Below are 25822 nucleotides of genomic sequence, written 5' to 3'. Positions count from 1 at the left end.
GGGCAGTCAGCAAAGCGCCCGCGAGTGGCTTGTACAGTTTACACACTATTATAACGCACAACGACCGCATCAAGCACTCGATGGACGCACCCCGATTCAGGAGGTGCGTAACTAGACAGTGCCGTTTAAAAATATCTCTGGTTACTCTAAACAATTGTATGAATTTCTACAACCGCTTCGAGGAGTACTGAAACCGACTCGATAGCTCGAAGACTACGCCGAGAGCGAAAGCGCAGTGACGGTCCCGCCGCAGTCGGCCACGTAGGCCGTCGCGCCCGAGACGACCGCGGGAGCGACCACGGCGTCCGCCGCCCGGTACCACCACAGCACCGACCCATCCTCCCCGTCGAGGGCGTACACCGCCCCTGAATCGGTGCCGACGAGGAGCGCCCCGTCGGCCACCGTCGGCGACGCCCAAATCCGCGCGCCGAGGTCGGTCCGCCACGCGAGCGAACCCTCCTCGGCGTCGAAAGCGTAGACCGAACCGTCCCCGCTTCCCACGAAGACGGTTCCGTCTGCGACTGTCGGCGACGCCCACACGCCGCCATCGGTTTCCGCTCGCCACTGCTCGCGGCCCGTGACCGCCGAAATCGCGTGGACTCGGCCGTCGTCTACCGTCCCGAGGTAGGCGACGCCGTCGGCGACTTCGGGGGCGTGACGGACCGCCAGAGAGGGCTCGAAGCGCCAGTGCTCGCGGCCGTCGGTCCGGTCGCGGGCGTAGGCCCCGCCGTCGAGGCTTGCGAGGAGCAATCGAGCGCCGTCCAGTCCGAGCGAGCAGAGCGCCCGCGAGGCGTTCTGAAACGCCCGGAGTCGAGAGCCGTCCGCGGCGTGGAGGGCCGCGACGCGGCCGCCGTCGGCCGCGACGAACACTTCCCCGTCCGCGACCGCCGGGGCGGCTTGGAAGCCGCCCGCGGCCGCGAACTCCCAGCGGGGGTTCCCCGTCGCGGCGTCGAGTGCGACGACCGTGCCGCCGTTCGTTCCCGCGTAGACGACCCCCTGAGCGACAGCGGGCGCGGTAACGCGGTCGCCGGTCCGAAACGACCACCGCTCGCGCCCCGTGTCGCCGTCGAAGGCGTGCGTGCAGCCGTTCGCACAACCGAGGTACACCGTCCCGTCGCGGACCGCGGGTGCGGTTTCGACCGGTCCAGTGGCTCGAAACCGGAACTGAACCCGCGAGTCCGCCGAAGTCACGCGCCGGTCGGGGGCCTGCGTCACACGCTGATTTGCGTCGGCCTCCGAACGCGCCCGCCAGCCCTGTCTCTGGCGGGCGTCCGGTCCACCGGCCGAGGGCGTCGCGCCCCGCGGTGTCCCTGGCACCGCTTCGCGCCCGGCGGGAGAGTCGACGCGCTCGTCGTCCGCTGTCTGCGGTCGCGCCCACTCGAACCGGCACGTGTCCTCGGTCATGGTAAGCCTCGACTGTGACTGACTGCGACCGAATTTACTCCCGTCTTACCCTTTGTTATGGTCCAGTTACCGACGTCTCAGGTACTGCCTGAAACAGTGGTAACGGATGCTTATCGGCCGAAACCGGCGGGATTTTTGCGGTGGCGGGCCGACCCTCTTCACGTGACAGGACTCTACTACGAGGAGTTCGAGGTCGGCCAGACTATCGAACACGGGAAGCGTCGGACCGTAAGCGAGTCGGACAACCAGCAGTTCTGCGACATGACGATGAACCAGCAACCGCTCCACCTCGACGCCGACTTCGCCGCGGACACCCAGTTCGGCGAGCGACTCGTCAACGGACTCTACACGATGAGCCTCGCGGTCGGCGTCTCGATTCCGGACACCACCGACGGGACCATCGTCGCCAACCTAAGCTACGACGACGTAGAACACCCCAACCCGGTGTTCCACGGCGACACCATCCGCGCCCAATCGACCGTGACCGACAAGCGCGAGACCAGCGACGGCGAGCGCGGCGTCGTGACGATGCACGTCGAGGCGTTCGCGGTCAACCGCGACGAGGACGGTACCGAAGGCGACGGCGAGACGCTTGTCTGCGAGTTCGACCGGACCGTGCTGTCGCTGAAGAAGGAAAATCAGTAATCGAAGCGGGAGCCAGTCGGAGTCACGACACCATCGCGTACAGCGAGAGGTTGATCACGACCGCGCCCATCCACGGTACCGCCAACCCGGCGGGCACGAGCAGACCGTGGCGCTCGGGCAGGAGTCGCCGACAGCAGAGGCCGACCCCGACCGCGAACAGCTTCAGACCGACCATCGCCGAGAAGCCGAATCGCTCGATGGCGGCCCGAGCGACCGGGTTCGACTCGGTGAGGCCCATCTGGAGGCCGTAGTAGGTCGTGAGCAGGTCGCCGACGAGCGCGACGCCGACCAGCACCCACAGCGTGCGCTCCCAGCGGCTGAGTCCCGTCATCGCGGCGGTCACGCGCCCGTCTCCGGGCCGAGTCAGCGTCGGCCAGTAGCGTCCGTCCGAACTCATGTCGACCCCCGGCGAGTGGTGTGCCTCGTCACGACCAGACGAACGACCGACTCTCCCATTGTTATACGGCTCCTTAGCCGCTGACACGTGCGGTTAACCGACTCGGCGCGTCGTCGCTCCGGCGAGAGCGCTAGAGGGTCGAAAATCCGGCGCTCGGCCGACGATACGAGGGAAAACGCCGCATTATACGGCCGATATTCGAACACAGGACTGACCTGCGACACCGGGAGTACGCCGAGTTTACTGACCAACTTACACGTCTGAATCCGACGATTTTCGGTCGCTGGCCTCCTACGCCGAGGTATGGTGGATTACGATGCGCGCCGGGCGGTCGAATCGGCGTTCGGTCGGACGGCGTCTCGACTCCCCGCGGCAGAACTCCTGACGCGCTGGGGCCTCGGCGGGATGCTGGTCGCCGCGGGCGTCCACAAACTGCTGGACCCGGCGGCGTGGGCCGTCTACGTCACCGACTGGCTCGCGCCCCTGCTGGTCGTCTCGCCCGTCGTCTTCATGCTCGTCAACGGCTGGCTCGAAATCGGGTTCGGTCTCGCCCTGCTGGCCGACCGCTACACTGCCTTCGCCGCGGCGGTCGCGGCCGTCTCGCTCGCGGCGACGGTGGGCTACCTCGCGGTGGTGTGGGCCACGACCGGACAGTTCGGCGACGTGCTGGCGCGAGACGTTGGGCTGGTCGGACTGGCGCTCGCGGCGTTCGTGGACGCCGTGAGAGAACACCGATAGGTAGTAGGGCGGATTTCATCCCGGTGGCTCTCGTCCGCCGACCCTATATTTCATATTAGCTAGAAAATAATTTATTTCCAACTATTGTATTGTAGTAGTTGCGCCATGAAGCGCAGAAACCTCCTGAAAGGAATCGCGGCGAGTAGTGTCCTCAGTACCGGCTTGGCGGGGGCGTCCTCCCGACCCGGCGCGAAACCGACGGCCATCGACAAGTACGACCGACTCCGCATCGTCAGCGACGGCAAGACGGTCGGCACCGTCGAAAATCCGACGTGGGAGACGGTCAAGGAAGTCGAAACGACCCTCGACGACGACCAGACTCTCGTCACCCCCGACGACGAGTGTACGGCGTTCTGTCGGAGCAACTGCGACTGTTCGCCCTGTGCGTACGGGTGTTACGACTGCTGTGACCCTGCCGATAGCATCTGTAGCTGTTGTAGTCAGGTCGAAGACCCCGACAGCACCGAATGTTGCTCCGGTTGCTGAGACCCAAACCGACCCCCGAATTTTTCGACCGAGGCGGCCGAGTGACACCGTCCGGACCGACTACAGGATGGTGCCGTGCTTCTTGTCCGGCAGGTCCTTCTCGATGCCCTCGTAGAAGGCAAAGCGGTTCTCCAACTCGGTTCGGAGCGTGCTCGGGGGCACGATTTCGTCGATGACGACCTCGCTGGCCATCCGATGGACGTCGATGTCCTCGCGGTACTCCTCGCGGAGTTCCTGCTCCTTCTGGGCGCGCTCTTCCTCGTCCTCGATTTCCGAGAGCTTCCGGGCGTAGACCGCGTTGATGGCGGCCTCCGGACCCATGATGGCGATTTCGCCGGAAGGCAGACCGATGACGCTCTCGGGGTCGTAGGCCGGGCCGCCCATGGCGTAGATGCCCGCGCCGTAGGCTTTCCGGACCACGACGGTCTGTTTGGGCACGGTCGCCGAGGAGGTCGCGTAGATGAACTTCTTGCCCTTCTCCAGAATCGCGTCCTTCTCGACCTGCGACCCGGCCATGAATCCGGGGGTGTCACACAGGTACAGCAGGGGAATCTCGTAGGCGTCGCAGGTCCAGATGAACTCGGCGGCCTTCTCGGCGGCGTCGGGGAAGATGGCCCCGGCGCGCTGTGCTGGCTGGTTCGCCACGATGCCGACCGGTCGGCCGTCGATGCGGGCGAACGCGGTGATGATTTCCTTGCCGTACTCGGGCTTGAGTTCGAAGTAGGAGCCTTCGTCCACGACCCGGTCGATGACGTCGGTCATGTCGTAGCCCTTGTTCGGCTCCTGCGGGACGATGGAGTCGATTCCCTCGGGGGACTTCAGCGGGGGCTTGCCCTCGGTCTGCGGGGGCTTCTCGTCCGCGCTGTCGGGTAGATACGAGACCAAATCAGCGACGAGTTCGCGGGCGTGTTCTTCGTCTTCAGCCACGAGGTCGGCGCTGCCGGACTGCTGGGCGTGAACGTCCGGGCCGCCCAGTTCTTCGAGTTCGATGTCCTCGCCCGTGACCATCTGGACCATCCGCGGCGAGGCGATGGCCATCGCGGACATGTCCCGAACCATGATGGTGAAGTCGGCGAACACCGGGGTGTAGGCCGCCCCGGCGATGCAGGGACCGTAGAGGACGCAGATTTGGGGCACCCGGCCCGAGAGCATCGAGTGGTTGTAGTAGTACTTGCCGATGCCCTCGCGGTTGGCGAAGAAGCCGGTCTGCTGGTCGATGCGGCCGCCCGAGGAGTCCATCAGGTACAGGACCGGCTTGCCGTTCTTCAGCGCGCGCTGTTGCATCCGGAGGAACTTCTCGACGCCCTTCTCGGCCATCGACCCGGCCTTGACGGTGAAGTCGTTGGCCATGAAGTGGAGTTCCCGGCCCTCGAACTCAGCCGCGCCGGTCAGCAGGCCGTCGCCGGGGAGTCGGTCGTCGTTGCCCTCCTCGACCTCCGGGCTGTCGGGGTGCCACGAGTCGAAGTTGGCGAACTTGCCGTCCTCGAACAGAATTCCGTCCTCGCCGTCGTCGGACTGCGTCCGACTGCTCGACGAGGTTCCCTCGTCGTTGAACCAGAGGTCGAGGCGGTCGCGGACGAAGAGTTTGCCCTGCTTTTCGAGGCGCTCCTTGTACTTCTCGGGACCGCCGAGTTCGATGTCCTCGATTTCGTCCCAGAGGGCGTACTCGCGGTCGGTCGGCCCGAGGTCGTCGTCGGTCTCGTCGGGTCTTCCGGCGGGACTGGCGGACCCCGCGGTCGTCGGCCGGTCGCGGACTACCGCTGGCGAGTCGGCGTCGCCGACGTACACCTCCACCTCGTCGCGGACGTGCTGGGCGAGCGCCTCCCCGATGGCGGAGGCCTCCTCGTCGGTCGCCCCGTCGCTGATACGGACTTTCATGTACCAGACTGCGGCCAGCGATTTCAAACAGTTTTCCCTTTCGGTTCGACCGAATCTTGCGGTCACCCCAGCGCGATGAGCGAGATTCCGACGACCGCAACCGCCCCGGCGACCAGTCGGAGCGCGAACCGGTCCTCGCCGAGGAGGACGCCGCCGAGGACGACCGCGACGATGGCCTGCGTGTTGAGAATCGGCGAGACCACGCTGGCCGGGAGGACCGCGAACGCCTGCATCATGGCGTGGCTCGCCACCGCGACGACGAGGCCCAGCGCGGCGAATGTCGGGATTGCGGGGGCGAACTCCTCGGCGTGCGACCACTGGCGGACCGCGAGGGGAACGAGGACGAGGCCGACCCCGCCGGTGTAGCCCAGCACCCACACGTCGGGGCGAATCCCCACGCCCTGCAACAGGACTCGGGTGCCCACGTCCACCGCGCCGAAGACCGCCGCGCTTCCGAGCGCCAACTGCGCGGGCCGGTAAGTCGCCGCCCGGCGGAGCGGCGCGAACAGGCCCGTCCCCTGGTAGTTCGCCAGATACACCGCGAGGGTGGCGAACCCGACGCCGACGACCTGCGCGCCGTCGAGGTGCTGGCCGACGAGGAGGACTTCGAGGGGCAGGGTGAACGCCGGGACGAGTTTCCCGAGCGGGGCGACGTAGGAGACGTCGCCAGCGGAAATCGCCGAGAGGAGCGCGACGGTGGCCGCGGCGCTGGCGACCAGCACGAAGGCGACGAGTGCGAGCGCGCCGGGGGTCACCGCCGCGTCCACGACCGGACCGTCCGCTGGCCGGAGCGCGACGACCGGGAGGTACCACGCGACCGCGGCGGCGTTGGCAGCGACGATGACGACTGCGGCCGGGAAGCGCGAGAAGTACCGCTTCAGGCTGAACAGGTAGCCGCCCCAGACGAGCGCCGAGAGCGTCGCGTACCAGATTCCGAGTCCAACCACGGGACCGCTTCGTCGTCTGCCGGGCAGAATCGACTGGTAGCCTCCGGTCGAGTCTCGGGACGCCGGACCGTCCGACTCGACGCCAGTAGCCTTTCCGGCGTCCGGCCCGAGGAGAGGGACATGGACCTCGATTCGTATTTCTCCGAGTTCGCAGCCCGCGACTGGGAGGAGGAAAGCGGCGGGACGGATGCTGACGGACCCATCCGTCTCGCCCTCGTCGGCCTCGGCGGATTCGCTCGGGACCACGTCCTGCCCGCGCTGTCCGGCGAGGCGACCGGCCCGACCGACCGGACGAGTTTCTGCGAAATCACGGCGCTGGTGAGCGGGTCGCCCGAGAAGGCCGAGCGAGTCGCCGACGAGTACGACGTGGGCCGCACCCTCACCTACGACGAGTTCGAGGCGGGCGAAGGCGTCGAGGCCTTCGATGCGGTGTACGTCGCGGGACCGAACGCGCTCCACCTCGACTACGCGACGACCGCGGCCGCCCACGGCAAGCACGTCCTCTGCGAGAAGCCAATCGAGGTGAGTGCGGACCGAGCGCGCGAGATGGTCCGAGTCTGCGAGGACGCGGGCGTCACCCTGATGGTGGGCTACCGGCCCCAAATCGACCCGGCGACGCGCCGACTGCGCGAGATGGTGCGCGACGGGGTTCTGGGCGACCCGGTTCAGTTTCACGGGGGGTTCACGGGACACATCTTGGAGGAGGGGAGCGCCGACCAGTGGCGACTCGACCCGGACCTCTCCGGCGGCGGCGCGCTGATGGACGTGGGCGTCTACCCCCTCAACGCCGCCAGATTCCTGCTCGACGCCGAACCCACCGCCGCGCAGGCCGCGACCTCCTCGCCGGACCCGGAGTTTTCGGGCGTGGACGAACACGTCGCCTTCCAGTTGGAGTTTCCGAGAGCGCGACGGCCTCCTGCACGGCGAGTTACGGCGCGCAGGCCGACGACCGCCTCCGGGTCATCGGCACCGAGGGGCAGGCCGAACTCGCCCCGGCGTTCAACTCGGAAATCAACCCGACGCTGACGGTGACGAAGGGCGACGAGGAGTTTTCCTACACCGGCGAGTTCGTCAACGAAGTCGCCGAGGAGTTCGAGTACTTCGCCTACTGCATCCTGACCGACACCCGGCCGGACCCGGACGGCCGCGACAGCGTGGCCGACATGGAGGCCGTCGAGGCCATCTACGAGTCGGCCGAGACGGGCCAGCGCGTCGAAGTCGGCGACGTGACTCTCTGACTTTCTCCCCGCCTCCCGCCGACCGCGGCGGCCGCGCCGCCGCGGGGCGCTCGGTGCCACAAACCACGGGAACGCGCTCGGTGACTCGTCCACCGGGGCATGCGCCCCGTGAAACTTCCCTCGGGTGGGATGAAGGGGCCGCCCGGTCGCGTCCAGTTTAGTCGCTGGTCGGCCCCTATCCAAGGTCGGGCGGTGTCTGCGGGAGCGAAGCGACCGCGACCGGGCGGGGGCTTCAAGAAGACAACATCACATCGGTTCTCCGGTTCAGGTTCGTAGACCAGCCAACTCCGCGGTTCGTACTCGCCATCATATCGAAGTCACACGTCGAGCCACAGAACACCCCAAATTTATCACATCTCGCCGTCACGCCACGACCACATGGACCGCATCGTCCCCGCTTCGTTCGCCCTCCTCGGACTCGTCCTCGGTGCAGTCGGACAGATAGACAGCTTCGCTCCGGCGCTGCTGACCGACTCGACGCCCGAATCGGTCGGCCTCGGCGTCGCGCTCCTCGGCGGCCTCCTCTTCTTGCTCTCGACGGTCGTCGTCGCGCTGGTCGGCTACTGGACCGGCCAGCGGGTAGACCTCCCCGCGGCGTTCGCCCGTTTCGCGCTGACCGCTGGCGCGGCGGTGGCGCACTTCCGGAGCGACGTTTGAGAAATGTAATTCTATCTTTAGGGAATAAAATACTGTGTTTAAAAATTAAAAAGATATGCTTCGGCGAGGTCAGAGCCGTACCACACCACCGACCAGTCGGCGGGACTCGGCAGGCCGCACCCGGTCAGCGCGACCAGCGCGACGGTCGCCACGTGGTCGCCCGCCGCGAGGGGGTCGGGAAGCGCGCCGACCAGCACCAGCGCGAGCGGCAGGGCCAGCAGGACCGGCAGGAGCGCGGCCACGCGGAGCATCCAGTCCGGCGTCGAGTCGGGCACGCGAGTAATCTCGACCCGGACCAGACCGCTGGCCACGGCGCTCTGGAGCGACGATTCGCCCGCGTCCGGCAGGACGGTGACGGTGTAGTCGGCGTCGGTGAACGACAACCCGAGCAGATGCAGGAGTTCGTGGGCGCAGACGCCGACCGCGAGCGTGACGAGCAGGACGGTTGCGAGTGTGAGCAGGTGGAGGGCGACTTGCATCGACGTTGACGGCGGTGTCGGTCGAAATTACTCAACTGTTTCGGAATGTTCCGGGTAGTCGTCTCGACAAGCGTATGACTGCAAACCGCCGGAATCGGTGTGGTGATGTCCTCTTGAAGCCCCCGCCCACGGCGGTTGACTCACAGAGCTTTCGCGTCGGTTGGTCAGTCGGGCGTTTGCCCGTGGTATAGTCGGCCGAGTGCACCCCGGCGGCTGGACCGCCCGGCGCTCCCGCGACTCGGACAGGTCAGTCAGAAATCCTCGGAAACAGCGTGAGAGAAATAATCGAACAGCGCGCTGGCCGGGTTCAGAACTCGGCTTCGAGTCTCTCGATGAGGTCCTCGTTACCGACGTAGACCGGCGTGCGCTGGTGAATCTCCTCGGCGTCGGCGTCCAGCAGCGACTCCGTCCCGTTCGAGGAGGCCCCGCCTGCGGACTCCACGATGTAGGCGATGGGATTGCCCTCGAACTGGAGGCGGAGTTTGCCCTCGGGCCGCGAGTCGAGTTCGGGGTAGGCGAACACCCCGCCGTAGGTCACGACTTGATTCACGTCGCCTATCATCGCGCCGCCGTAGCGGAGTTTGAGTTCCTCCTCGACGTCCCCGGCGTAGTCGGCGAAGCGGTCGGTCCAGTTGGGCACCCGGCCGCCGAACCCGTAGACCGTCGGGTCGTCGGGTAGCGAGATGTCCTCGCGGACCGCGCGGCGCTCGGCGTCCTCCGCGCCGTCTCGCGGCTCCGCCGCTCGACTGTCCGAGGCGCTTTGCGCCTCGCTCTCGATCACGTACTCGGTGACCTCGCCTTCTCGCGCGACCACCATCGTCGTGATGGGGCCGTAGAGGACGTAGGCCGCCGCGACCAGTTTTCGACCCTTGGCGGGCAGTTCGCCCTCGTAGACTCCGAGGATGGTGCCCATCGAGTTGTTGGACTTGAGGTTCGAGGAGCCGTCGAGGGGGTCCACGGCGACCGCCAAGTCGCCCTCGCCCGCGTCGATAACCTCGTCGCGCTCCTCGCTGGCGAACTGGCCCACGCCCTCGATGGCCGAGAGGCGCTCGGCCAGCAGTTCGTCGGCCCACACGTCGGCGGCGAGTTGGGTCTCGCCGCTGGCGTTCTCGTCGTCGGTCTTCGTCCGGCGGCCCGTCAGGCCGTCTCGGATTTCGGGGGCGGACCGGGCGACGACTTCGATGGCCTCGGAAATCGCGTCCTCGGCTTCGGCCTCCACGCGCGGCGATTCGGCGTCGCTCATTCGTCGAGTGCTTCGTCGGCGGTGGCTCCCTCGAAGATGACCTGTTCGAGCGCGTCGAGGATGCGCTTGGGTTCGTCGCGCTGCCAGACGTTCCGACCGACCGCGAGACCCGACCCGCCAGCGTCCATGACGGCCTCGACGCTGGAGAGGAACTCGTAGTCGCTGACCTTCGAGCCGCCGGACATCACGACCGGCATGTCGGCACCCGACTGGACGGCCCACTCCATCGCCTCCCGACTGCCGGGGTACTTGACCTTCGCCATGTCGGCGCCGATTTCCAGCGCGATGCGGGTCGCGTAGGCGATGACCGACTCCTTGGTGTCGTTCTTCATGCCCTGACCGCGGGGGTACGACCACATGACGACCGGCAGGTCGTACTCCGAGTGAGCCTTCTCTTGGATGTCGCGGAAGTCCTCGTACATCTCGGTCTCGTGGTTCGAACCGGAGTAGACCGTGTAGCCGACCGCGTCGGCACCCAGTTCCGCGGCGTAATCGACCGTCCAGTTCTGGGGCGAGTGGGGTTCGCCCATCCAGAGGTTGCTGGTGCCGTTGAGCTTCGCCAGCAGGTTCACGTCGTCGTCGTAGGAGGGGTAGTAGGTCTCGGCGACGCCCTTCTGGACCGCCAGCGACGTGACCGCGTCGTGGGTGGCGATGTCGAACACCTGCTCGGGGTCGAGGGTGTCGGGCACCGAGCTGAAGTCCGCGGAGGGACCGTGTTCGAGTCCGTGGTCGTACGCGAGAATGAGCGCGTTGCCGTTGCGCGTTACCGGGGAGTCTTCGAGTGGTATCATTCGTTCCAATCTCCGGTAACATCGCATAAGAGTCTAATGGTCACAACGGCCCCTGAGAAACAGTCTCAGAGGCCGTAACGCACCGCGAGGCCGGACCTGCTCCCGTCTTCTGAATCTGGAAACTTACTACTCAGATAGTAAAAAGTAGGGCGATCGGGAACGGAGAGCGAGGAGCGGAATCAGGCGAGGTCCTTTGCCTCGTCGCGCCACCGTTCGACGCGCTCGACGCCGAGGCCGAGCGAGTCGGCGACGTGTTCGGGGTCCGCCGTGGCGAGGCTCCGGACCGACGTGATGCCGCCGTTGGCCAGAATCTCGGCCATCTTCTCGGTCACGCCGGGCACGTCGGTCACGGGGTCGGGTTTGCTCCGCTCGCGCCACGCCGCCTCGGCCTCCGCGGCCGCACCGCTCCCGTCGGTGGTCGCCTCGCCGGTCGGGGTCCAGTCGCCGTCGGCGGTGGTCTGGGTCGTCTCGGTGGTTTCGGGGTCTTCGGACTCCCAGTCGCCGCTGCTGGCGGCGACCCACGCTCGCTCCTCGTCTTTGAGTCCGCGGACCTTCTCGGAGCGCTGTTCGAGCGAGTCGTCGTCCTCGTCGCTTCCGCCGAACGACCACGGCAGGGAGTGTTCCTTTCGCAGGCGGGTGGCGACGCCGGGGTTCACGCCCGCGTCCTGCAACATCTCGTAGGATACTGTCTTGTCGCTGATACCTGTGGCGTCGAAGGAAGCCTCGGCAAGCACCTCCGCAGTCGCCGGGCCGACGAAGTGGATGTCGGTCAGCGCCTCCTCGTCGTTGATTTTCGGGTCGTCGGGGGCGTCATTGTTGCTCACGGGGCGTCACCGATTTATTTCAGCGTCACACCGATAGGGCTTGAATGTTTTGCAAACTGTATCATAGCGTAAATACGTTTAGTCCGACACCCTGCTCGACTGTCTATTTGCGAAACGCCTACGCCCCCCAATTCCTAAGAGCGACTATGAACGAACCCGGACTCCACGTCCTGCTGGACCAATCGACGCTCCGCCGCCGAGTCGAGTCGGGAGCGCTTCCGGACTGGGCGGTCGCCCACTACGAGAGTTTCCGCGAGGGACTCCTCGGCGAGCGAAACGACACGCCCTTCCCGTGCTACTTCGGCGTCGAGATGGAGCGAGACGGCGACGGCCTCTACACCTTCTGCGAGTCGACTACCGACCCCGACTCGCTGTTTGCCCTCGGCGAGACTCTGCTGGAGTACCTCGACACCTACCGGAACCACGCCGAGCGCGCCCCGCTCACGGTCTTCTTCCGTCCGGTCGAGGAGGGCGCGGAGAACCTCACGGAGGCCGAGTACCACGAGCGACTCTGGCACGTCCTCCAGTTCCTCCACGTTCACGACCCCGAACCGTGGCCCGAGGAGGTCCCGACGAATCCCGACGACCCCTACTGGGAGTTCTGCTTCGGCGGCGAGGCCATGTTCCCGACGTGTCGCGCGCCCTTCTACGACGACCGCAAGAGCCGATACTGCCCGGTCGGCCTCGAAATCACCTTCCAACCCCGTACGCTGTTCGAGGGCCTGACCGCCGACACCGAGGCCGGTCAGCGCGCCAGAGACGTGATTCAGGGCCGCATCGAGGAGTACGACGGGGTCTGTCCCCACGCCGACCTCGGCGACTGGGGCGTCGAGGGCGACCGCGAGTGGAAGCAGTATCTGTTCTCCGCGGACGACGAGCAGGCCCCCGACGAGTGCCCGATTCGAGTCACCCGGGAGCATCCCAAGGCCGACCCCGACCTGCTGGTGGGAGCGTGAGCCTCGAAATACCGCCAGACGCGGTCCTCCTGCTCGTGGACTTCCAGCGCGGGTTCGACGCCCCCGGATGGGGCGACCGCAACAATCCCGAGGCCGAGGAGCGCGCCCGGGACCTCCTCGAAGCGTGGCGGCGCGCCGACCGCCCGGTGGTCCACGCCCGCCACGACTCGACAGAGCCGGACTCCTCGCTCCGAGGCGACAGCGAGGGCTTCGCGTTCAAGCCCGGCCTCGAACCCGACGAATCGAGGGAGAGCGAACCCGAGTTCCGCAAGCGCGTCAACAGCGCGTTCGTCGGCACGGAACTGTCGTCGTGGCTCCGCGAGCGAGAGTACGAGACGCTCGTCGTCGCGGGACTGACGACCGACCACTGCGTCTCGACCACGACCCGGATGGCAGAGAACCTCGGTTTCCGGCCTATCGTCGTCGCGGACGCGACCGCCACCTTCGACCGGGAAGCGCCCGACGGCGGCGCGATTTCGGCGTCAGAGAACCACCGGGTCGCGCTCGCGCAGTTGCAGGGAGAGTTCGCCCGCATCGCCGACGCGGCGGACCTGCTCGCCGCGATGGATTGACTACTCTTTGACGCTCTCGGCTGTTTCCGCGCGCATTCTATTGCTTCCAGTTTCTATCGACTCCAATCCGTTCACCGTCTCGATGATTCTGCGGTACCTGCTGAGTTCCTGCTCGGTCTCGACGCGCTCGGAGATGTCCACGAAGTAGACCGACAGGCCGGTCTCGGAGGGGTAGGCGTTGCTTTCGGCCCAGAGTTCGAGCGGTTCGTCGTAGCGGTCGAAGTCAACCGGCCGTCGGGTCGCCATCGCCTCGTGGAACTTCTCCCCGATGAGTCCCTCGGCGGTCTCGGGAACTCGTCCCAGATGCGCTCGTAGACTTCCGACTGTTCCTCGATTCGGCGCTCCTCGGTCTCGCTAACTGCGGAGTCAGTCGCGTCGGTCGGTCGGTCGGTCGCGGTCGCTCGCGGCCGGTCGGCAGTCCCGGATTTCGGTAGGCTTACCACCCGACCGCAAGAATTGCCGAGCATGGTACGCACGCTCGACAGCATCGAGAGCATCGGCGTAGTCGGCGCGGGAACGATGGGTAGCGGCATCGCGCAGGTCGCGGCCCAATCGGGTTACGACGTGGTGATGCGCGACATCGAGGAGGACTTCGTCCAGAACGGCTTCGACTCCATCGAGGACAGCCTCGACCGGTTCGTCTCGAAGGACAAACTCTCGGAGGACGAGGCCGCCCAGACCCTCGACCGCATCACGGGCACCACGGAACTGTCGGACCTCGCGGACTGCGACGTCGTGGTCGAGGCCGCCGTCGAAGACATGGACATCAAGCAGGACATCTTCGCGGACTTGGACGAGGAGATTCCCGAGGACGTGATTCTGGCGACCAACACATCCACGCTCTCCATCACGACCATCGCCTCGGTCACCGACCGCGAGGAGCAAATCGTCGGCCTGCACTTCATGAACCCCGTCCCGGTGATGAAGGGTGTCGAGGTCGTCGTCGGCGAGAAGACCGACGACGAGGTCGCCGAGTTCGCCCACGAACTCGCCGAGGACTTGGGGAAGGAGACGTGGGAGTCCGACGACAAGCCCGGCTTCGTCACCAACCGCATCCTGATGCCGTGGATCAACGAGGGCATCCGGGCCTACGACGAGGGCGTCGCCACCAAGGAGGACATCGACAAGGGCATGAAACTCGGCACGAACACCCCGATGGGGCCGCTCGAACTCGCCGACCACATCGGACTGGACATCTGTCTCGACGCCTCCCAGACGCTGTTCGAGGAGCTGGGCGACCGGTACAAGCCCGCCTACCTGCTCAAGCGCAAGGTGGACGCTGGCGACTTGGGCAAGAAGACCGGGAAGGGCTTCTACGAGTACTGAGTCCTCGATACGTCTAGCTAACCTACTCTCTCACTCGCCCGCTCTCACTCGCTCCGTCTTGCCCGACCCCTACACCGGCACGACGCGGAACACGTAGTCCGGATAGGCCGCGTCGAGGTTCACGGGACTCTCCTCGGCGGTGTGTTCCTGACAGAGGAAGGCCTCGGCCTCGACGGCACCGTGGCCGGTCTCCTCCTGATACCGTTCGAGGACCGCGAACGCTGGCGTCTTGTCACAACCGCGGCGGTGACACTCGCTCGGCGGGTCGGAGTGTTCCTCGCGTCGGGTCTCCGCACGCCGGATTTCGTCGGCGTCACCTGACTCGGCTTCGTCCGGCGGTTTAGCCTCGTCGGCGCGACGACGCGCCGCGTCGATTTCTCGCTCGCGCTGGCGTCGTTCCCGGTCGGCCGCTTTCTTCTCTCGACCGTCCTTCGTGTCTGGCATCCTCCTCATTAGGAGGGCGAACGGGATAATCCTGTGGTCGCTGGTACCGATACGCAGTCGAGTCAGCGAGCGCCCGCAGACAGAGAAACGATTACGTTTCTAAGAGAATCAAAATAGTTTCTAAAAGAAATAAGGATATTGCTGGGAGTTCACGACGGCGAGAACGGCTCGTCCTCCAACTGCGACCGGAGCTCGCCGATTCGCTCGCGCTCCACGTCGCCCGACTTGAACAGCTGGATGAGACCCATCACTTCCGCGCGAGAGACCTTCACGCCGCCCTCTTGGACCACGTCCTCGGGGCGCTCCAGCAACTCGCGGCTGGTCCCGACCGCCAGCAGGAAGGGGATGGCCCACGCTTCGAGGGTGTTGCCCTGCGACTCGGGCAGGACTTCCAGATACCGCTGAGCGTCGTCCATGTAGCCGCGAGCGTGGCGGGTCACGCGCTGGATGACCCCTGCGACCGCGGTCTCGTTCTCCGGTTCCGTCACGTTCGCGGGGCTGACGCCGCGCTCGCGGAGCCACGCCGCGGGCAGGTAGACGTTGTTCTCCTCGCGGAAGTCGTCGGAGACGTCCTTGGCGACGTTGACCAGTTGGAGCAGGAGCGCGAATCCGCGGGCGTTCGCCCGGAGAATCTCCGCGCGCCGGTCGTCCACGTCCTGTGCGACCAGATTCGTGATGAGTTCGCCGACGGTCCCGGCGGCGTACCAGCAGTACTCCTCCAACTCGTCGATGGTGCCGATTCGGAGGCCGCCGTCGTCGGAGTACCGCTCGACGAACTCGGCCATCCCGGTGACGAGTTCGCTGACGGGCGGGTAGATGGCCGACTGAGCGTCCGCGCCGAGCGACTCGAAGGTGGCGACCACCCGAGGAGACTCGGCGACGACCTCCCAGTCGTCGTCGGTCTCGTCGGGAATCCACGGCTCGACCTCGTCGCGGAACTCCTCGATGGTCGCCGAGCTCTCGGGGTCGAGCGCCCGGTCGTACTGCCGGAGGAGGGCGGCCTGCTGTTCGGGCGGGATGTGACCAGCGTCCTCGACTGTGTCGGCGACCCGACAGAGGAGGTAGCCGACGCAGATGTAGGAGGCCATCGGCTCCTCGAGTACCTCGATCGTGATGGCGAACGTTCGAGAGACGCCCTGGACGGCATCGAAGCACCAGTCGATGTCGCCGTCCGCGGGGCGCTCGGTGGGCGGCTCCGTATCCATTTACTTGGGGTATCTAAGAACCCGAGATTGAAAAGCTTGAGCAAACGCCTTAGAATTTACCGCCGAAACTCGCGCTGCGTCGCGTCGGACTGTTCACCGGCCCAACGCTTAACCCCGCCCGACTCCTCGTATGGGGCATGATTCCGACGCCGAAAGACGCCGCGAAGGTCCTCGCTGGCAAGCCGCTACAGGTCCAGAAGAATAAGCTGAACGTCGCGTCGTTCGTGCTTCAGGCCGCCCTCGCCTTCAAGAACGGCAAGCCCAAGCGTGCCTTCCTCCTGCTCGGCGCGGCCAGCATCGCGCCCAAGCACCCCACGGCCTCGTGGCTGGTTCAGGGCGCGGTCACGGCAGACGACATCCGGAAGAAGCTGTTTTAACCCGCTCTATTTCAGTCGAACCGTCCCGACGAGATGGTCAGCCGAACTGCCCCGACGAGACGGCGGTCGGCGGCCCGAATTTCCGGAGCGACGGCACGCCGAGCCAGTAGGCCCCGGCCAGCACCGACCCGAGGGCGCTGGCGAGCATGATGGTCCGACTGCCGAAGCGCGCGCCGACGAATCCGCCCAGTAGCATCCCGGCCGGGAGGACGAGACTCGACGCGCTCCCGATGACTGCCGTCACTCGCCCCAGCAAGTCGTCGGGCACGCCGGTCTGAATCGTCGCCGAGACCGAGACGTTGTAGACGCCGAGGGGGACCCGCGAGAGGGCGAACAGCGCCACCGTGACGAGTCGGCCGGGAAGGACCACCGCGAGCGCCCAGAGGAGGCCCGCCGAAGCGAGTCCGACGATGGTGGTCCCGCCGAGGGGAAGTTCGTCCACCGCCGAGGCCGCGACCGACCCGAGGACGATGCCGACCGTCGTGGCCGACAGCAGGAGACCGTAGGTCTCGGGGCCGCCCACCGCGTCGGCGAACGCCGGGAGGACCGCCAGCGTGACCCCCGTCAGGAAGTTGGCGAAGAGGCTGGCGACGAGCATCTTACCGACGACCGAGTCGGTGAGGACCGCCACGCCCTCGCGGATGTCGTCGAGGTATCGGTCGAAGTCGAGGGCGTCGGAGTCGTCCTCGGAACCGCTGTTACCCCCTTCGCGCGAGGGAATCGACAGCGACCCGTAGAGCAGCCCGGCCGCGACGAAGGTTGCGGCGTCAACCACGTAGAGCGCGACGGCACCGATAGCGGCGACGAGAACCCCGGCCACGCCGCGCGCCGCGGCGTCCATCGTCTTGGCGGTGACTTGGGCCGCCGAGTTCGCCCGGACTAGCTCCTCGTCGGCCACGATTCGGGGCAGGGTCGCGTTCTGGGCCGGTCCCGTCAGCAGGTTCGCCAGCGCCAGCAAGGGCATCACGGTCAGCACGACCACGACGTTCAGGTGGCCGAGCGCGGCCGCAATCGGAACCCCGAGGACGAGGAGGCCCTGCGCGAACTCCGAGAGCGTCAGCACGCGACCCAGCGGGAGTCGGTCCACGACCGGGCCGACGAAAACCTTCAGCACGCCGGGAATCCGGGTCAGAAACCCCGCGAGTCCGGTGTAGGCGGTCGAGCCAGTCAGTTCGTAGACGAGCCACATCGCCGCGACGGTGTAGAAGCCGTCGCCGAGGACGCTCACGGCGTGGGCCGCGAGCATCCTCCGCAGGTCCACGTCGCGGAGGACCGCCACCCTCCGGCGGGCCGCCGCGCGAACTCCGAGTCCGGTCATGGTCGTGGCCGACGCCCGAGGGCACCTTTAGCGTTCGGCGAACTCCAGTTCTGTAATCTATCCTATCTTATTCCGAGGGGTTGAATGGGATGGCGCGAGCAATTGTCTGCATGGCGAACTCGGAGGTGAGCAGATGACGAACTCCGGCGACGTGACCGACGCGCTGGAAGTCCTCGGCAACGAGATTCGAGTCTCCATCCTGCGGGAACTCGCGGAGGCCGACGGCCCGCTGTCGTTCACCGAACTTCGAGAGCGTTCCGGCGTCCGCGACACCGGGAAGTTCAACTACCACCTGAAAAAGCTCTGCTCGTACTTCGTCCGCGAGGCAGAGGGCGGATACGAACTCGGCCACGCCGGGTCACGGGTCATCGCGGCCGCCGACCCGCAGATGATGAGCAACGCGGAGGGCAGGGACGCGGAAACCGACGGCGGCGAACCCGAAACCGAGACCTGCCCGGTCTGTGGCGAGAAGGACTGCGAGAAGCTATTCCACGTGCATCTGACTCCTCCGTGGCGGTGACGCTCGACTGACCGTCCCACCTCGATACACGCTCGGCCGACCGTTCCACTGTCTGGGTGGACTGAAAGGGGCCGGGCGCTCGCGGCCGAAGGCCGTGGTCGTCTGGCCGATCCCTATCTGACGCGCGCAGAACTGCGCGCGTCAGATATGTCGGTCAGCGACCGCGAGCGTCCGGGGGCTTTCTAAACCGTCTTCTTCATTTCCTCGGCGGTTGCTCTCGACACGAATCTTCGTACTTCCCCGACCCCCGACGCCGAAGGGAAAACTAAAGGGTCGCTCCGGCGCAACTCCCTCGCATGGACTTCAGTCTCTCCGCCGAGCAGAAGCAGATACGCGACATGGTTGCGGAGTTCGCAGACGAGGAGATAAAGCCCCGCGCCGACGAAATCGACAAGAACGACGAGTTCCCCGAGGACCTCGTGGACGAGATGGCCGAGTTGGGCCTGATGGGGATGCCCTTCCCCGAGGAGTACGGCGGGGCGGGCCTCGACTACCACTCCTACGCCATCGGCCTCGAGGAGATTTCCCGCGGCTCGGGCGGTCTGGGCACCGTCGTCGCGGCCCACACCAGCCTCGCGGGCAACATGCTCTACGAGTTCGGCGACGAGGACCAGAAACAGGAGTATCTCACGCCCCTAAATCAGGGCGAGGACATCGGCGCGTTCGCGCTCTCGGAGGCCGGTGCTGGCTCCGACGTGCCCGCGATGGACACCACCGCCGAGAAGGACGGCGACGAGTACGTCGTCAACGGCGGGAAGCTCTGGATTTCCAACGGCTCGGTGGCCGACACGGTGACGCTGTTCGCCAAGACCGACCCCGAGGCCGGGAACAAGGGTATCTCCTCGTTCGTCGTCCGGCCCGAGGAGGACGACGGCTTCCACGTCGAGGGTACCGAGGACAAACTCGGCGACAAGGGCTGTCCGACCGCCGAGTTGCGGTTCGACGACATGCGAATCCCCGAGGACCGCCTGCTGGGCGAGGAGGGCCGCGGGTTCGTCCACGCCCTCAAGACCCTCAACGGCGGGCGCATCACCATCGCGGCGCGGTCCATCGGTATCGCTCGCGCCGCCCTCGAAGACGCGCTGGAATACTCCCAAGACCGCGAGCAGTTCGACCAGCCAATCTCGGAGTTCCAGACCATCCAGCACAAGCTGGCCGACATGGACACGAAGGTCCAGTCCGCCAAGATGCTGATGCACCGCGCCGCCGACCGGAAGATGCGCGGCGAGGACTACATCAAGCAGGCCGCGCAGGCCAAGCTCTACGCCTCGGAAATCTCGCGTGAGGTCGCCAACGAGGGCGTCCAGATTCACGGCGGCTACGGCTACACCAAGGACTTCCCCGCCGAGCGGTATTATCGGGACTCGAAGCTCAACGAGATTTACGAGGGGACCAGCGAGGTCCTGCGGAACACGATTGCGAACGAGTTGTTGGACTGAGAGCGTCCCAGACCACCGTCCTGGTGGACATGAAAAGGGCGAGCGACGGTCGGCGGGTGCCGACCGAGCGAGGGCTTTCCAGAACACGATTGCGAACGAACTGCTGGATTGACCACGGCGCGACTTTTTCGACGCCCTCCTCTCGGGTTACGTGCCGAGTTCGGCGACGAATCGGTCGATTTCCTCGATGTCCACGAGCATGCAGTCGATGGAGTCGAGCATCGCGTCCCAGTCGGTGCCCCCGGTGTCCCACTTGTCGGCCACGACGACGGCCTTCGGCACGTCGAACTGCCTGAAATCGCCCATCTCGGCGTAGGCCCGGCGCATGTGGTTGATGTAGGTACTCCGGTTCGAGGAGCGAGAGGTCTCTTTCACCTCGACGTAGCCCTTCCGGAGGTCGTGGTCGTCCAGCAGGACGCAATCGACTTTCCACCGGTTTCCGGACTTGCCGACCTCGTACTGTTTGGTGCAGGTGTAGCCGGTCGCTTCCGCGAGGGTGTCGCGGACGTGCTGCTCGAAATCGTCGTACTCGACGCCTCGGCCCATGACCCCCGCTACTCAGAGGTCACTGGTTAACGCTGCGCATCGTCGGCGTCCGACGAGGAGGCCATCTTCTCTTTCGTCCACTCGAAATGCTCCTCGACCCGCCGCTCGCCCGCCTCGGTCAGCGCGTAGGCGTCGTGAATCCCCTCGGTGCGCTGTTCTACGAACCCCTTGTCTTCCAGCGAGGAGAGCGCGCCGTAGAACGACTTCGAGTCGATGTGGGTGTCGTAGTGGTCTTCGAGGCGGGTCTTGAGCGACTGGCCGCGAAGCGGTCCCTCGCCGTACAGCAGGGTGCAGATGTCTCGCCGCCGTCCGCTCTGGAGCCATCGGGTCATGGTCGAGTAGTCTGGCCGAGCGACTACGACGCTTGCGCTTCGCCGCGAAAAATTGCTCGCCTCGGTGGCTCCTCAGGTGTTTTTCATCATGTCCCGGGCCTCGTCCTCCGAGACGTTCATAGAATTGCGAGGCGGATACCCCGACCCTTGAGGTCGGGGAGGAAGCCGATAACTGATGACACAAACCACGTACGATAGCAGAGCCGACTCCCCACCACCCATGATAAATACTTTCAAGTATATCTAGCGGTACTAATGAAGTATGGCGGTCGTCCGTAACATCCAGATAAAGCTCGACGTTCCAGAGGACGCTCATAGCGTTCTCGATGAGACGTTCGAGCAATTCCAACAGGCGGCCCAGCACGTCGCTGATGCTGGATGGAGCGACGACCCCACCAAAATCGAAGACACGAAGAACACGCTCCACGAACAGACCTACGCGGACGTTCGGGAGCAAACCAGCCTGCAAGCCAGTCTCGTCCAATCTGCCCGCAACCTTGCCGCCGACGCACTCGGCAACTGCAAAGACCGCATCCTCGACGACGGCAAGAAGACAAGCAAACCTGAGTTCCGAGGGAGTGTGGTCGTGTACAACGGGCGCACCATCACCTACAACGACGACCACGTGACCCTCGCCACCGTGGACGACCGCGTCCGCGCCGAGTTCGTCACGCCCGAAGACGACACGGGGACTCCCTTCGCAGAGTATTGGACGGACGACTGGGAACGCACGGAAGCAACGCTCCACAAGCGTGATGGTACATACTACCTCCACGTCGCAGTCGAGAAAGAAGTCGAACCTGCTGATTCTGACGACGAAGCGACCGAGAACGGAGTGGTTCTTGGCGTTGACTTGAACGTAGACGGGTATATTGCTGTCACCAGTACGGGAGCGTTCCTCGGGAACGCAGACTACCTCAACCACCGCCGCGACGAGTACGAGCGTCGGCGCGGCGACCTCCAACAAACGGGCACTCGCTCGGCACACCTCACCATCAAAAGCATCGGCTCACGGTTCGCACGGTGGAGCGCGGACTACTTGCACCGTGTCTCGAAGGCTATCGTTCGTGAAGCCGTGGAGAACGATTGTACGGCGATTGCATTCGAGAATCTGAAACACATCCGCGAACGCATCTCGAACGCCTCGAAGTTCCAGCAGTGGGCGTTCCGTGAACTCCAACGCCACGTCGAATACAAAGCTGAAGAATACGGCATCGAGGTGGACGATGTTGCACCTGCCTACACGTCGCAGCGGTGCAGTCACTCGGAGTGTGGGTTCACGCACGAGGACAACCGTGATGGTGACGAGTTCGAGTGCCTGAAGTGTGGGAAGGAACTCCACGCCGACTATAACGCCGCTCGGAATGTCGGGTGGCGTCTTGTCCAGCACTGGCTCAAGTCTGGTGCTGGACGGGCCACCAGTCAACTGGCCCTTAAGTCAGGGACGTTGAACGCGAATGGTCGATTTCGACCTACTGCATTACGCAGTTAGAGCGGGAGTCCACTGACAAGCCTCGGGGTTTGACCCCGAGGCGGTTGACATCGTGCTGGGACCGAGCGTGTATCTGGATGAAGTCCACCATCTCCTCCTCGTGTTCGTCGGTAATCTCGAAGTCGCAGTCCATTCCCTGTTCTCGACAAGCCATGTGCTTTGGCATCGTTTCTCAACCCCGGCAGAGGTGCCACCCGATTTGCCATAAATCTACTGCGGTCGCGGGCCGGGCGCGCTCGGTGGACCAGACCACGAGCGAGCACTCGGCCAATCAATCTCTGGAAACCGGCCAGCGGGCCAAACCACCGTAGGGTGGATGAAGGGGCCGCCCGGTCGCGGGCCGCAGGCCCGTGGTCGTCTCAGCGGGCCACTATCTGACGCAACTACGTCCGTCAGATATCCCGCTGAGCGACCGCGACCGGGCGGGGGCTTCAAGAAGCCTTCTCAGTCCTTTCGGAAGCCGTCTCCAGTCCAACTCCGCCTGTAATTTCTGAGAGACGAATCGGTACCTTCGACTGTCACCCCTCCTAACTCCCGGCCATGACCGACGAGCGACCCACCGAGGAGCAAGCCCAAAACGACGGCATCACGGCGCGCTACTACGAGACCGACGACGAGCGCGTCCTCGAATTCGAATCCGACCGCGCCACCGCCGCTATCGCCCAGAACGTCGAGGGCTACGCCATGCTGAAGGTCCGACCGAGCGCCGACGGCGACGAACTCGAACGCTACTACGGGTTCGACATGGCGCTCGACCACGCCGGAGAGCTGCTGGGCGTCTCTCCTCACGACCTGCCGGTGCCCGCCGCCGCCGAAGACATGGGTATGTGACCCACGGAACGTTCTCAGCAACCTCTTCCTATCTAAAGAAAACAATTTCCTATATTTAGGAAATAAGGATATTCCTTCCCCTTCCATCGCCTCCTCGACTGCGACGACCGTCCGGACCTCGCCACACAGACCGCCCGTACCTCCGCGCACGGAAGGATATTTCCCGCCGACACTCCAACCTCGCGCCCATGGACCGATTCCAGAACACGAAACTCCCCGACTGGGACTGGTGGGGTAAACTCTGGCCCGCGCCCGGCGAGACGCTCCGAGACCTCGGCGTCGAGTCCGGAACTACGCTCGCTGAGGTCGGGAGCGGCGACGGCTACTTCGCGCTCCCGGCAGCCCGAATCACCGACCCGGCCACCGTCTACGCAATCGACCTCGACTCGGAGGTGCTGGAAGAACTCGCGCTCCTCGCCGACCAGCACCGAATCGAGAACGTCGAGACCGTCGAGGGAGACGCCCGCTCGCTCGCCCGGAACCTGCCCGAGAAAGTCGATACCGTCCTCATCGCCAACACCTTCCACGGCGTCGATGATATTCCGGGCTTCGTCTCCGAGGTCTACGAGGCGCTCCGGCCCGGCGGCGAGTTTATCATCGTCAACTGGTACGACCGGCCGCGCGAGGAGACTCCAATCGCGGGCAGTCCGCGCGGCCCGCCGACCGACCTGCGGATGACCCCCGAGGAGACCGAGTCCGCCGTCCTCGGCGCGTCGGCGTTCTCGCTGGCGCGGCGAGTCGAGTTGCCGCCCCACCACTACGCGCTCGTCTTCGAGCGATAAAGATGAAGCAAGATAATCCGAGTGAGAGGTGTCCAGATACGCGCCGCCATCCACGGATTTCGCTCGGTGCCACAGTCACTGTCCTGGCGGACTGAAAGGGCGAGCGGGCCTCGCGTTCACGTGGTCGTCTGCGCAGGCCACTATTTCGGGCGTCTAAACGAGCGAAGCGAGTGGTGACGCCCGAAATATCCTGCGTCAGCGACCGCGAGGCCCGCGAGGGCTTTCGAAACCCGGCTCTATTTATTTGAAACCGCAATTCCTCAATATCTGAATACTACGTAGCGATAGTGACGCAACATCTATCCCGCGTGCGGACTCAATTGGTCGCATGACCGACTACACCACCGTCTCGATTCCGAAGGACCTCGCCGACCGCGTGGACGAGACCATCGAAGGCACCAGTTTCTCCAGCACGAGCGACCTCGTTCGGTTCCTTCTCCGGAGCATCGTCATCCAGCACCAGAAGGAGGGCGAACTCACCGAGGCCGAGTTCGAGGAGATTACGGGCCAACTCCGCGAGCTGGGCTATCTGGAGTAGCGCCGCTACGCCGACGACTTGCACCGACACAAGCAACTCGACCCTACGCCAGCGATTCGGCTGGCGGTTCGGCGTCAACGATTTCGAGCGGTTGGCGGCGACCGGACCGGTCGAACGCCGCCAGCGACGACTCGTCCCACGGCGGCACCGCGACGAGGATGGCCTCGTGGAGGTCGTCGGTCTTGTTCACTTCGAGGTTCCCCCGGGGGTGCGAGATGAACCGGCCCTGCGTCTGTCCGGCCGGGACCGAGAGGTCCACGCCGAAGACGGCGGTAATCGACTTGCCAGCCTCCGGCGGGTAGAAGTGGGTGAAGACGGGCGCGTCGGGCGGTACGTCGGCCAAGTCCTCGAACTCCGCGGCGGGCGTGACCGCGAGTGAGACCGTCGTCTCCTCTGGTTCGGCCTCGTGTGCGAGTTCGAGTAGCACGTCCACCAGTCCCCGCGTTACGTACACCACACGCCCCCTTCGGCCCGTTCGTGTATAACGATATTGCCCACCTAGCGATGCGCCACGACCGGCTTAATCTCGCTCGGACCGCCACAGGCGTCGGTTTACGCCGGTTAAGCGGACCCGGACTACCGCTGGACCAGCAGCCGCAGGTTCTCGGCGTAGAGCTTCGGCGTCCGACGCCGGGACCGCCGGAGCGCGTCTTCGAGGGCGTCGGCGGCGTTCTCCGTCGCGCCGCGGCCGTGTCCGACCAGCACGCGCTCGGGCCGCAGACCGCGCAGGACCGACGGCGGCGTGAGTCGCATCATGGGGTGGACGCCGATGCGCTCGCCCGGCGTGGTGAAGTAGGGCGCGTTGCCGACGCTCTCGCCCACGACGAGCGTGCCGGAGTCCTCGTCGTAGAGGGCCGCCTCCTCCCACCCGAACGAGTCGGCGACGTTCAGTACGCGGTAGTCGGTGCCCGGGAGCGTCGTGTCGAATCGCCGGAGCGGGGCCGTCATCTCGGGCACGCGGTCGAACCACGCGGGGACGTACACCGGCACGTCGTGACGCTGAGCGATTTCGTCGGCGTCCCGATAGTGGCGGTTCAGCAGGACGACCACGCCAGCCACGTCGCCGAACTCGGCGAACAGGTCGTCGATGCCCTCGGCGTCCACGGGGTCTACGACCCACACGCCCTCGTCGGTGTCGATGGCGTGACTCGCCCGAAGCATCGTCTCGTCGGGGTGGGCTATCCACCCGACGCCTTCCTCCCACCGGTCTATCTCCTCGAACTCGGTCGCGGATTGGGTCTTTTTCAGCGGCATGTCGTGGTATAGGGACCGAACCCTCAAAATCCCCGGTGGCCAGTAAGTGGGACGACGTGGTCGATGCATCACCCCTTCGACTGCTCCCGCCACTCGACTCCCACTGCTCCCGCCACTTGACTTCGACTGCCCCCGCCACTTAAGCGCCGGGCGTGCGTACCAC

General features: G+C 65.5%; 34 protein-coding genes. 17 read left to right on the top strand and 17 right to left on the bottom strand.

Annotated features, from left to right (window positions below; genetic code table 11):
* Positions 1–115, top strand: a 115-nt coding sequence (locus EPL01_RS14695) for an integrase core domain-containing protein (RefSeq protein WP_135826027.1), incomplete at its 5' end; no start/stop codon positions are given.
* A gap of 98 nt (positions 116–213) precedes the next feature.
* On the opposite strand, the gene EPL01_RS14690 is transcribed toward EPL01_RS14695, so the two are convergent.
* Positions 214–1404 (bottom strand): outer membrane protein assembly factor BamB family protein, encoded by a 1191-nt coding sequence (locus EPL01_RS14690; RefSeq protein ID WP_135826026.1) that lies wholly within the window; start codon positions 1402–1404, stop codon positions 214–216.
* Positions 1405–1566: 162 nt separating this feature from the next.
* Here EPL01_RS14690 and EPL01_RS14685 point away from each other — a divergent pair, with 162 nt between their 5' ends.
* On the top strand, positions 1567–2049 hold the full coding sequence (locus EPL01_RS14685) for a MaoC family dehydratase (protein ID WP_135826025.1): 483 nt from the start codon (positions 1567–1569) through the stop codon (positions 2047–2049).
* Between the two features lie 22 nt (positions 2050–2071).
* On the opposite strand, the gene EPL01_RS14680 is transcribed toward EPL01_RS14685, so the two are convergent.
* On the bottom strand, positions 2072–2446 hold the full coding sequence (locus tag EPL01_RS14680; RefSeq protein ID WP_135826024.1) for a DUF5658 family protein: 375 nt from the start codon (positions 2444–2446) through the stop codon (positions 2072–2074).
* A gap of 306 nt (positions 2447–2752) precedes the next feature.
* Between EPL01_RS14680 and EPL01_RS14675 the strand changes: the two genes are divergently transcribed.
* Both EPL01_RS14675 and EPL01_RS14670 read left to right on the top strand, forming a co-directional pair.
* Complete coding sequence (locus EPL01_RS14675; RefSeq protein WP_394346251.1) at positions 2753–3184, top strand: DoxX family membrane protein; 432 nt, start codon at positions 2753–2755, stop codon at positions 3182–3184.
* 105 nt (positions 3185–3289) lie between these two features.
* Positions 3290–3670: a solute carrier organic anion transporter gene (locus tag EPL01_RS14670; protein ID WP_135826022.1), complete on the top strand. Its 381-nt coding sequence runs from the start codon at positions 3290–3292 to the stop codon at positions 3668–3670.
* Positions 3671–3730: 60 nt separating this feature from the next.
* Here the strand turns inward: EPL01_RS14670 and EPL01_RS14665 are convergent, their stop codons facing one another.
* Both EPL01_RS14665 and EPL01_RS14660 read right to left on the bottom strand, forming a co-directional pair.
* Positions 3731–5548 (bottom strand): acyl-CoA carboxylase subunit beta, encoded by a 1818-nt coding sequence (locus tag EPL01_RS14665; RefSeq protein ID WP_135826021.1) that lies wholly within the window; start codon positions 5546–5548, stop codon positions 3731–3733.
* A gap of 62 nt (positions 5549–5610) precedes the next feature.
* Entirely contained in the window at positions 5611–6495 is an 885-nt protein-coding gene (locus EPL01_RS14660) for a DMT family transporter (RefSeq protein ID WP_135826020.1), read from the bottom strand.
* Between the two features lie 120 nt (positions 6496–6615).
* Here EPL01_RS14660 and EPL01_RS14655 point away from each other — a divergent pair, with 120 nt between their 5' ends.
* The 3 genes from EPL01_RS14655 to EPL01_RS14650 all read left to right on the top strand — a co-directional run bounded on the left by EPL01_RS14655 (position 6616) and on the right by EPL01_RS14650 (position 8390).
* Positions 6616–7521, top strand: coding sequence for a Gfo/Idh/MocA family protein (locus EPL01_RS14655; protein WP_246045708.1), 906 nt, complete (start codon positions 6616–6618; stop codon positions 7519–7521).
* Positions 7458–7733 (top strand): Gfo/Idh/MocA family oxidoreductase, encoded by a 276-nt coding sequence (locus EPL01_RS22225; protein WP_368279537.1) that lies wholly within the window; start codon positions 7458–7460, stop codon positions 7731–7733. Before EPL01_RS14655 ends, EPL01_RS22225 begins: the two co-directional genes overlap by 64 nt.
* A gap of 378 nt (positions 7734–8111) precedes the next feature.
* Entirely contained in the window at positions 8112–8390 is a 279-nt protein-coding gene (locus EPL01_RS14650) for a hypothetical protein (protein WP_135826019.1), read from the top strand.
* A gap of 38 nt (positions 8391–8428) precedes the next feature.
* Here EPL01_RS14650 and EPL01_RS14645 read toward each other — a convergent pair whose 3' ends face one another.
* From EPL01_RS14645 to EPL01_RS14630, 4 genes are all read right to left on the bottom strand, one after another.
* Positions 8429–8869, bottom strand: coding sequence for a hypothetical protein (locus EPL01_RS14645; RefSeq protein WP_135826018.1), 441 nt, complete (start codon positions 8867–8869; stop codon positions 8429–8431).
* A 307-nt stretch (positions 8870–9176) separates the two neighbouring features.
* Positions 9177–10112 (bottom strand): class 1 fructose-bisphosphatase, encoded by a 936-nt coding sequence (locus tag EPL01_RS14640; protein ID WP_135826017.1) that lies wholly within the window; start codon positions 10110–10112, stop codon positions 9177–9179.
* The gene (locus tag EPL01_RS14635; RefSeq protein ID WP_135826016.1) at positions 10109–10903 is read right to left on the bottom strand and encodes a class I fructose-bisphosphate aldolase; all 795 of its coding nucleotides are present in this window, start codon (positions 10901–10903) and stop codon (positions 10109–10111) included. The genes EPL01_RS14640 and EPL01_RS14635 overlap by 4 nt, the downstream gene beginning before the upstream one ends.
* 179 nt (positions 10904–11082) lie before the next feature.
* The gene (locus EPL01_RS14630) at positions 11083–11727 is read right to left on the bottom strand and encodes a helix-hairpin-helix domain-containing protein (RefSeq protein ID WP_246045706.1); all 645 of its coding nucleotides are present in this window, start codon (positions 11725–11727) and stop codon (positions 11083–11085) included.
* 146 nt (positions 11728–11873) lie between these two features.
* Here EPL01_RS14630 and EPL01_RS14625 point away from each other — a divergent pair, with 146 nt between their 5' ends.
* Positions 11874–12683 (top strand): YqcI/YcgG family protein, encoded by an 810-nt coding sequence (locus EPL01_RS14625; RefSeq protein WP_135826015.1) that lies wholly within the window; start codon positions 11874–11876, stop codon positions 12681–12683.
* The gene (locus tag EPL01_RS14620; RefSeq protein ID WP_135826014.1) at positions 12680–13255 is read left to right on the top strand and encodes a cysteine hydrolase family protein; all 576 of its coding nucleotides are present in this window, start codon (positions 12680–12682) and stop codon (positions 13253–13255) included. The genes EPL01_RS14625 and EPL01_RS14620 overlap by 4 nt, the downstream gene beginning before the upstream one ends.
* Here EPL01_RS14620 and EPL01_RS14615 read toward each other — a convergent pair whose 3' ends face one another.
* Positions 13256–13501 (bottom strand): hypothetical protein, encoded by a 246-nt coding sequence (locus EPL01_RS14615; RefSeq protein WP_135826013.1) that lies wholly within the window; start codon positions 13499–13501, stop codon positions 13256–13258.
* A 219-nt stretch (positions 13502–13720) separates the two neighbouring features.
* On the opposite strand from EPL01_RS14615, the gene EPL01_RS14610 reads away from it, so the two are divergent.
* The gene (locus EPL01_RS14610; RefSeq protein ID WP_135826012.1) at positions 13721–14581 is read left to right on the top strand and encodes a 3-hydroxyacyl-CoA dehydrogenase family protein; all 861 of its coding nucleotides are present in this window, start codon (positions 13721–13723) and stop codon (positions 14579–14581) included.
* A gap of 69 nt (positions 14582–14650) precedes the next feature.
* Here the strand turns inward: EPL01_RS14610 and EPL01_RS14605 are convergent, their stop codons facing one another.
* Together EPL01_RS14605 and EPL01_RS14600 are read right to left on the bottom strand one after the other, a co-directional pair.
* Complete coding sequence (locus EPL01_RS14605; RefSeq protein ID WP_135826011.1) at positions 14651–15025, bottom strand: hypothetical protein; 375 nt, start codon at positions 15023–15025, stop codon at positions 14651–14653.
* Positions 15026–15174: 149 nt separating this feature from the next.
* Complete coding sequence (locus EPL01_RS14600; protein WP_135826010.1) at positions 15175–16230, bottom strand: phytoene/squalene synthase family protein; 1056 nt, start codon at positions 16228–16230, stop codon at positions 15175–15177.
* Between the two features lie 137 nt (positions 16231–16367).
* On the opposite strand from EPL01_RS14600, the gene EPL01_RS14595 reads away from it, so the two are divergent.
* The gene (locus tag EPL01_RS14595; protein ID WP_135826009.1) at positions 16368–16607 is read left to right on the top strand and encodes a hypothetical protein; all 240 of its coding nucleotides are present in this window, start codon (positions 16368–16370) and stop codon (positions 16605–16607) included.
* 37 nt (positions 16608–16644) lie between these two features.
* Here EPL01_RS14595 and EPL01_RS14590 read toward each other — a convergent pair whose 3' ends face one another.
* Complete coding sequence (locus EPL01_RS14590; protein WP_135826008.1) at positions 16645–17925, bottom strand: MFS transporter; 1281 nt, start codon at positions 17923–17925, stop codon at positions 16645–16647.
* A gap of 133 nt (positions 17926–18058) precedes the next feature.
* On the opposite strand from EPL01_RS14590, the gene EPL01_RS14585 reads away from it, so the two are divergent.
* Both EPL01_RS14585 and EPL01_RS14580 read left to right on the top strand, forming a co-directional pair.
* The gene (locus tag EPL01_RS14585) at positions 18059–18445 is read left to right on the top strand and encodes a winged helix-turn-helix domain-containing protein (protein ID WP_135826007.1); all 387 of its coding nucleotides are present in this window, start codon (positions 18059–18061) and stop codon (positions 18443–18445) included.
* 296 nt (positions 18446–18741) lie between these two features.
* On the top strand, positions 18742–19884 hold the full coding sequence (locus tag EPL01_RS14580) for an acyl-CoA dehydrogenase (protein ID WP_135826006.1): 1143 nt from the start codon (positions 18742–18744) through the stop codon (positions 19882–19884).
* Between the two features lie 147 nt (positions 19885–20031).
* On the opposite strand, the gene EPL01_RS14575 is transcribed toward EPL01_RS14580, so the two are convergent.
* Together EPL01_RS14575 and EPL01_RS14570 are read right to left on the bottom strand one after the other, a co-directional pair.
* Positions 20032–20430, bottom strand: coding sequence for a hypothetical protein (locus EPL01_RS14575; RefSeq protein WP_135826005.1), 399 nt, complete (start codon positions 20428–20430; stop codon positions 20032–20034).
* 26 nt (positions 20431–20456) lie between these two features.
* On the bottom strand, positions 20457–20762 hold the full coding sequence (locus tag EPL01_RS14570; RefSeq protein ID WP_135826004.1) for a PadR family transcriptional regulator: 306 nt from the start codon (positions 20760–20762) through the stop codon (positions 20457–20459).
* 262 nt (positions 20763–21024) lie between these two features.
* On the opposite strand from EPL01_RS14570, the gene EPL01_RS14565 reads away from it, so the two are divergent.
* Entirely contained in the window at positions 21025–22254 is a 1230-nt protein-coding gene (locus EPL01_RS14565; protein WP_135826003.1) for an RNA-guided endonuclease InsQ/TnpB family protein, read from the top strand.
* Here the strand turns inward: EPL01_RS14565 and EPL01_RS14560 are convergent.
* A complete protein-coding gene (locus tag EPL01_RS14560) occupies positions 22235–22408 on the bottom strand; it encodes a DUF1059 domain-containing protein (RefSeq protein WP_281275374.1) in 174 nt (57 codons plus the stop codon). The two genes, EPL01_RS14565 and EPL01_RS14560, sit on opposite strands and share 20 nt — an antisense overlap.
* A 386-nt stretch (positions 22409–22794) precedes the next feature.
* Here EPL01_RS14560 and EPL01_RS14555 point away from each other — a divergent pair, with 386 nt between their 5' ends.
* The 3 genes from EPL01_RS14555 to EPL01_RS14545 all read left to right on the top strand — a co-directional run bounded on the left by EPL01_RS14555 (position 22795) and on the right by EPL01_RS14545 (position 24405).
* On the top strand, positions 22795–23085 hold the full coding sequence (locus EPL01_RS14555) for a DUF7111 family protein (RefSeq protein ID WP_135826001.1): 291 nt from the start codon (positions 22795–22797) through the stop codon (positions 23083–23085).
* Between the two features lie 188 nt (positions 23086–23273).
* The gene (locus EPL01_RS14550; RefSeq protein WP_135826000.1) at positions 23274–23867 is read left to right on the top strand and encodes a class I SAM-dependent methyltransferase; all 594 of its coding nucleotides are present in this window, start codon (positions 23274–23276) and stop codon (positions 23865–23867) included.
* Positions 23868–24195: 328 nt separating this feature from the next.
* On the top strand, positions 24196–24405 hold the full coding sequence (locus tag EPL01_RS14545; RefSeq protein WP_135825999.1) for a ribbon-helix-helix domain-containing protein: 210 nt from the start codon (positions 24196–24198) through the stop codon (positions 24403–24405).
* 43 nt (positions 24406–24448) lie between these two features.
* On the opposite strand, the gene EPL01_RS14540 is transcribed toward EPL01_RS14545, so the two are convergent.
* Together EPL01_RS14540 and EPL01_RS14535 are read right to left on the bottom strand one after the other, a co-directional pair.
* Positions 24449–24862, bottom strand: a complete 414-nt coding sequence (locus EPL01_RS14540; RefSeq protein WP_135825998.1) for a JAB/MPN domain protein-containing protein — start codon at positions 24860–24862, stop codon at positions 24449–24451.
* A gap of 119 nt (positions 24863–24981) precedes the next feature.
* Entirely contained in the window at positions 24982–25659 is a 678-nt protein-coding gene (locus tag EPL01_RS14535; protein ID WP_135825997.1) for an MBL fold metallo-hydrolase, read from the bottom strand.
* Positions 25660–25822 lie beyond the last annotated feature (163 nt).

This window comes from Halorussus ruber, assembly GCF_004765785.1.
Lineage (GTDB): Archaea > Halobacteriota > Halobacteria > Halobacteriales > Haladaptataceae > Halorussus > Halorussus ruber.
The sequence above is the reverse complement of the archived record's forward strand: the minus strand, read 5'-3'. Positions and strand labels throughout refer to the sequence as shown.

What these genes read in the sequence shown, in the direction of transcription:
- EPL01_RS14690 (WP_135826026.1), bottom strand. Translation starts at nt 1,404, where the DNA reads ATGACCGAGGACACGTGCCGGTTCGAGTGGGCGCGACCGCAGACAGCG.
- EPL01_RS14680 (WP_135826024.1), bottom strand. Translation starts at nt 2,446, where the DNA reads ATGAGTTCGGACGGACGCTACTGGCCGACGCTGACTCGGCCCGGAGAC.
- EPL01_RS14670 (WP_135826022.1), top strand. Translation starts at nt 3,290, where the DNA reads ATGAAGCGCAGAAACCTCCTGAAAGGAATCGCGGCGAGTAGTGTCCTC.
- EPL01_RS14665 (WP_135826021.1), bottom strand. Translation starts at nt 5,548, where the DNA reads ATGAAAGTCCGTATCAGCGACGGGGCGACCGACGAGGAGGCCTCCGCC.
- EPL01_RS14655 (WP_246045708.1), top strand. Translation starts at nt 6,616, where the DNA reads ATGGACCTCGATTCGTATTTCTCCGAGTTCGCAGCCCGCGACTGGGAG.
- EPL01_RS14650 (WP_135826019.1), top strand. Translation starts at nt 8,112, where the DNA reads ATGGACCGCATCGTCCCCGCTTCGTTCGCCCTCCTCGGACTCGTCCTC.
- EPL01_RS14645 (WP_135826018.1), bottom strand. Translation starts at nt 8,869, where the DNA reads ATGCAAGTCGCCCTCCACCTGCTCACACTCGCAACCGTCCTGCTCGTC.
- EPL01_RS14640 (WP_135826017.1), bottom strand. Translation starts at nt 10,112, where the DNA reads ATGAGCGACGCCGAATCGCCGCGCGTGGAGGCCGAAGCCGAGGACGCG.
- EPL01_RS14635 (WP_135826016.1), bottom strand. Translation starts at nt 10,903, where the DNA reads ATGATACCACTCGAAGACTCCCCGGTAACGCGCAACGGCAACGCGCTC.
- EPL01_RS14625 (WP_135826015.1), top strand. Translation starts at nt 11,874, where the DNA reads ATGAACGAACCCGGACTCCACGTCCTGCTGGACCAATCGACGCTCCGC.
- EPL01_RS14615 (WP_135826013.1), bottom strand. Translation starts at nt 13,501, where the DNA reads ATGGCGACCCGACGGCCGGTTGACTTCGACCGCTACGACGAACCGCTC.
- EPL01_RS14610 (WP_135826012.1), top strand. Translation starts at nt 13,721, where the DNA reads ATGGTACGCACGCTCGACAGCATCGAGAGCATCGGCGTAGTCGGCGCG.
- EPL01_RS14605 (WP_135826011.1), bottom strand. Translation starts at nt 15,025, where the DNA reads ATGCCAGACACGAAGGACGGTCGAGAGAAGAAAGCGGCCGACCGGGAA.
- EPL01_RS14600 (WP_135826010.1), bottom strand. Translation starts at nt 16,230, where the DNA reads ATGGATACGGAGCCGCCCACCGAGCGCCCCGCGGACGGCGACATCGAC.
- EPL01_RS14595 (WP_135826009.1), top strand. Translation starts at nt 16,368, where the DNA reads ATGATTCCGACGCCGAAAGACGCCGCGAAGGTCCTCGCTGGCAAGCCG.
- EPL01_RS14590 (WP_135826008.1), bottom strand. Translation starts at nt 17,925, where the DNA reads ATGACCGGACTCGGAGTTCGCGCGGCGGCCCGCCGGAGGGTGGCGGTC.
- EPL01_RS14585 (WP_135826007.1), top strand. Translation starts at nt 18,059, where the DNA reads ATGACGAACTCCGGCGACGTGACCGACGCGCTGGAAGTCCTCGGCAAC.
- EPL01_RS14580 (WP_135826006.1), top strand. Translation starts at nt 18,742, where the DNA reads ATGGACTTCAGTCTCTCCGCCGAGCAGAAGCAGATACGCGACATGGTT.
- EPL01_RS14575 (WP_135826005.1), bottom strand. Translation starts at nt 20,430, where the DNA reads ATGGGCCGAGGCGTCGAGTACGACGATTTCGAGCAGCACGTCCGCGAC.
- EPL01_RS14570 (WP_135826004.1), bottom strand. Translation starts at nt 20,762, where the DNA reads ATGACCCGATGGCTCCAGAGCGGACGGCGGCGAGACATCTGCACCCTG.
- EPL01_RS14565 (WP_135826003.1), top strand. Translation starts at nt 21,025, where the DNA reads ATGGCGGTCGTCCGTAACATCCAGATAAAGCTCGACGTTCCAGAGGAC.
- EPL01_RS14560 (WP_281275374.1), bottom strand. Translation starts at nt 22,408, where the DNA reads ATGGCTTGTCGAGAACAGGGAATGGACTGCGACTTCGAGATTACCGAC.
- EPL01_RS14555 (WP_135826001.1), top strand. Translation starts at nt 22,795, where the DNA reads ATGACCGACGAGCGACCCACCGAGGAGCAAGCCCAAAACGACGGCATC.
- EPL01_RS14550 (WP_135826000.1), top strand. Translation starts at nt 23,274, where the DNA reads ATGGACCGATTCCAGAACACGAAACTCCCCGACTGGGACTGGTGGGGT.
- EPL01_RS14545 (WP_135825999.1), top strand. Translation starts at nt 24,196, where the DNA reads ATGACCGACTACACCACCGTCTCGATTCCGAAGGACCTCGCCGACCGC.
- EPL01_RS14535 (WP_135825997.1), bottom strand. Translation starts at nt 25,659, where the DNA reads ATGCCGCTGAAAAAGACCCAATCCGCGACCGAGTTCGAGGAGATAGAC.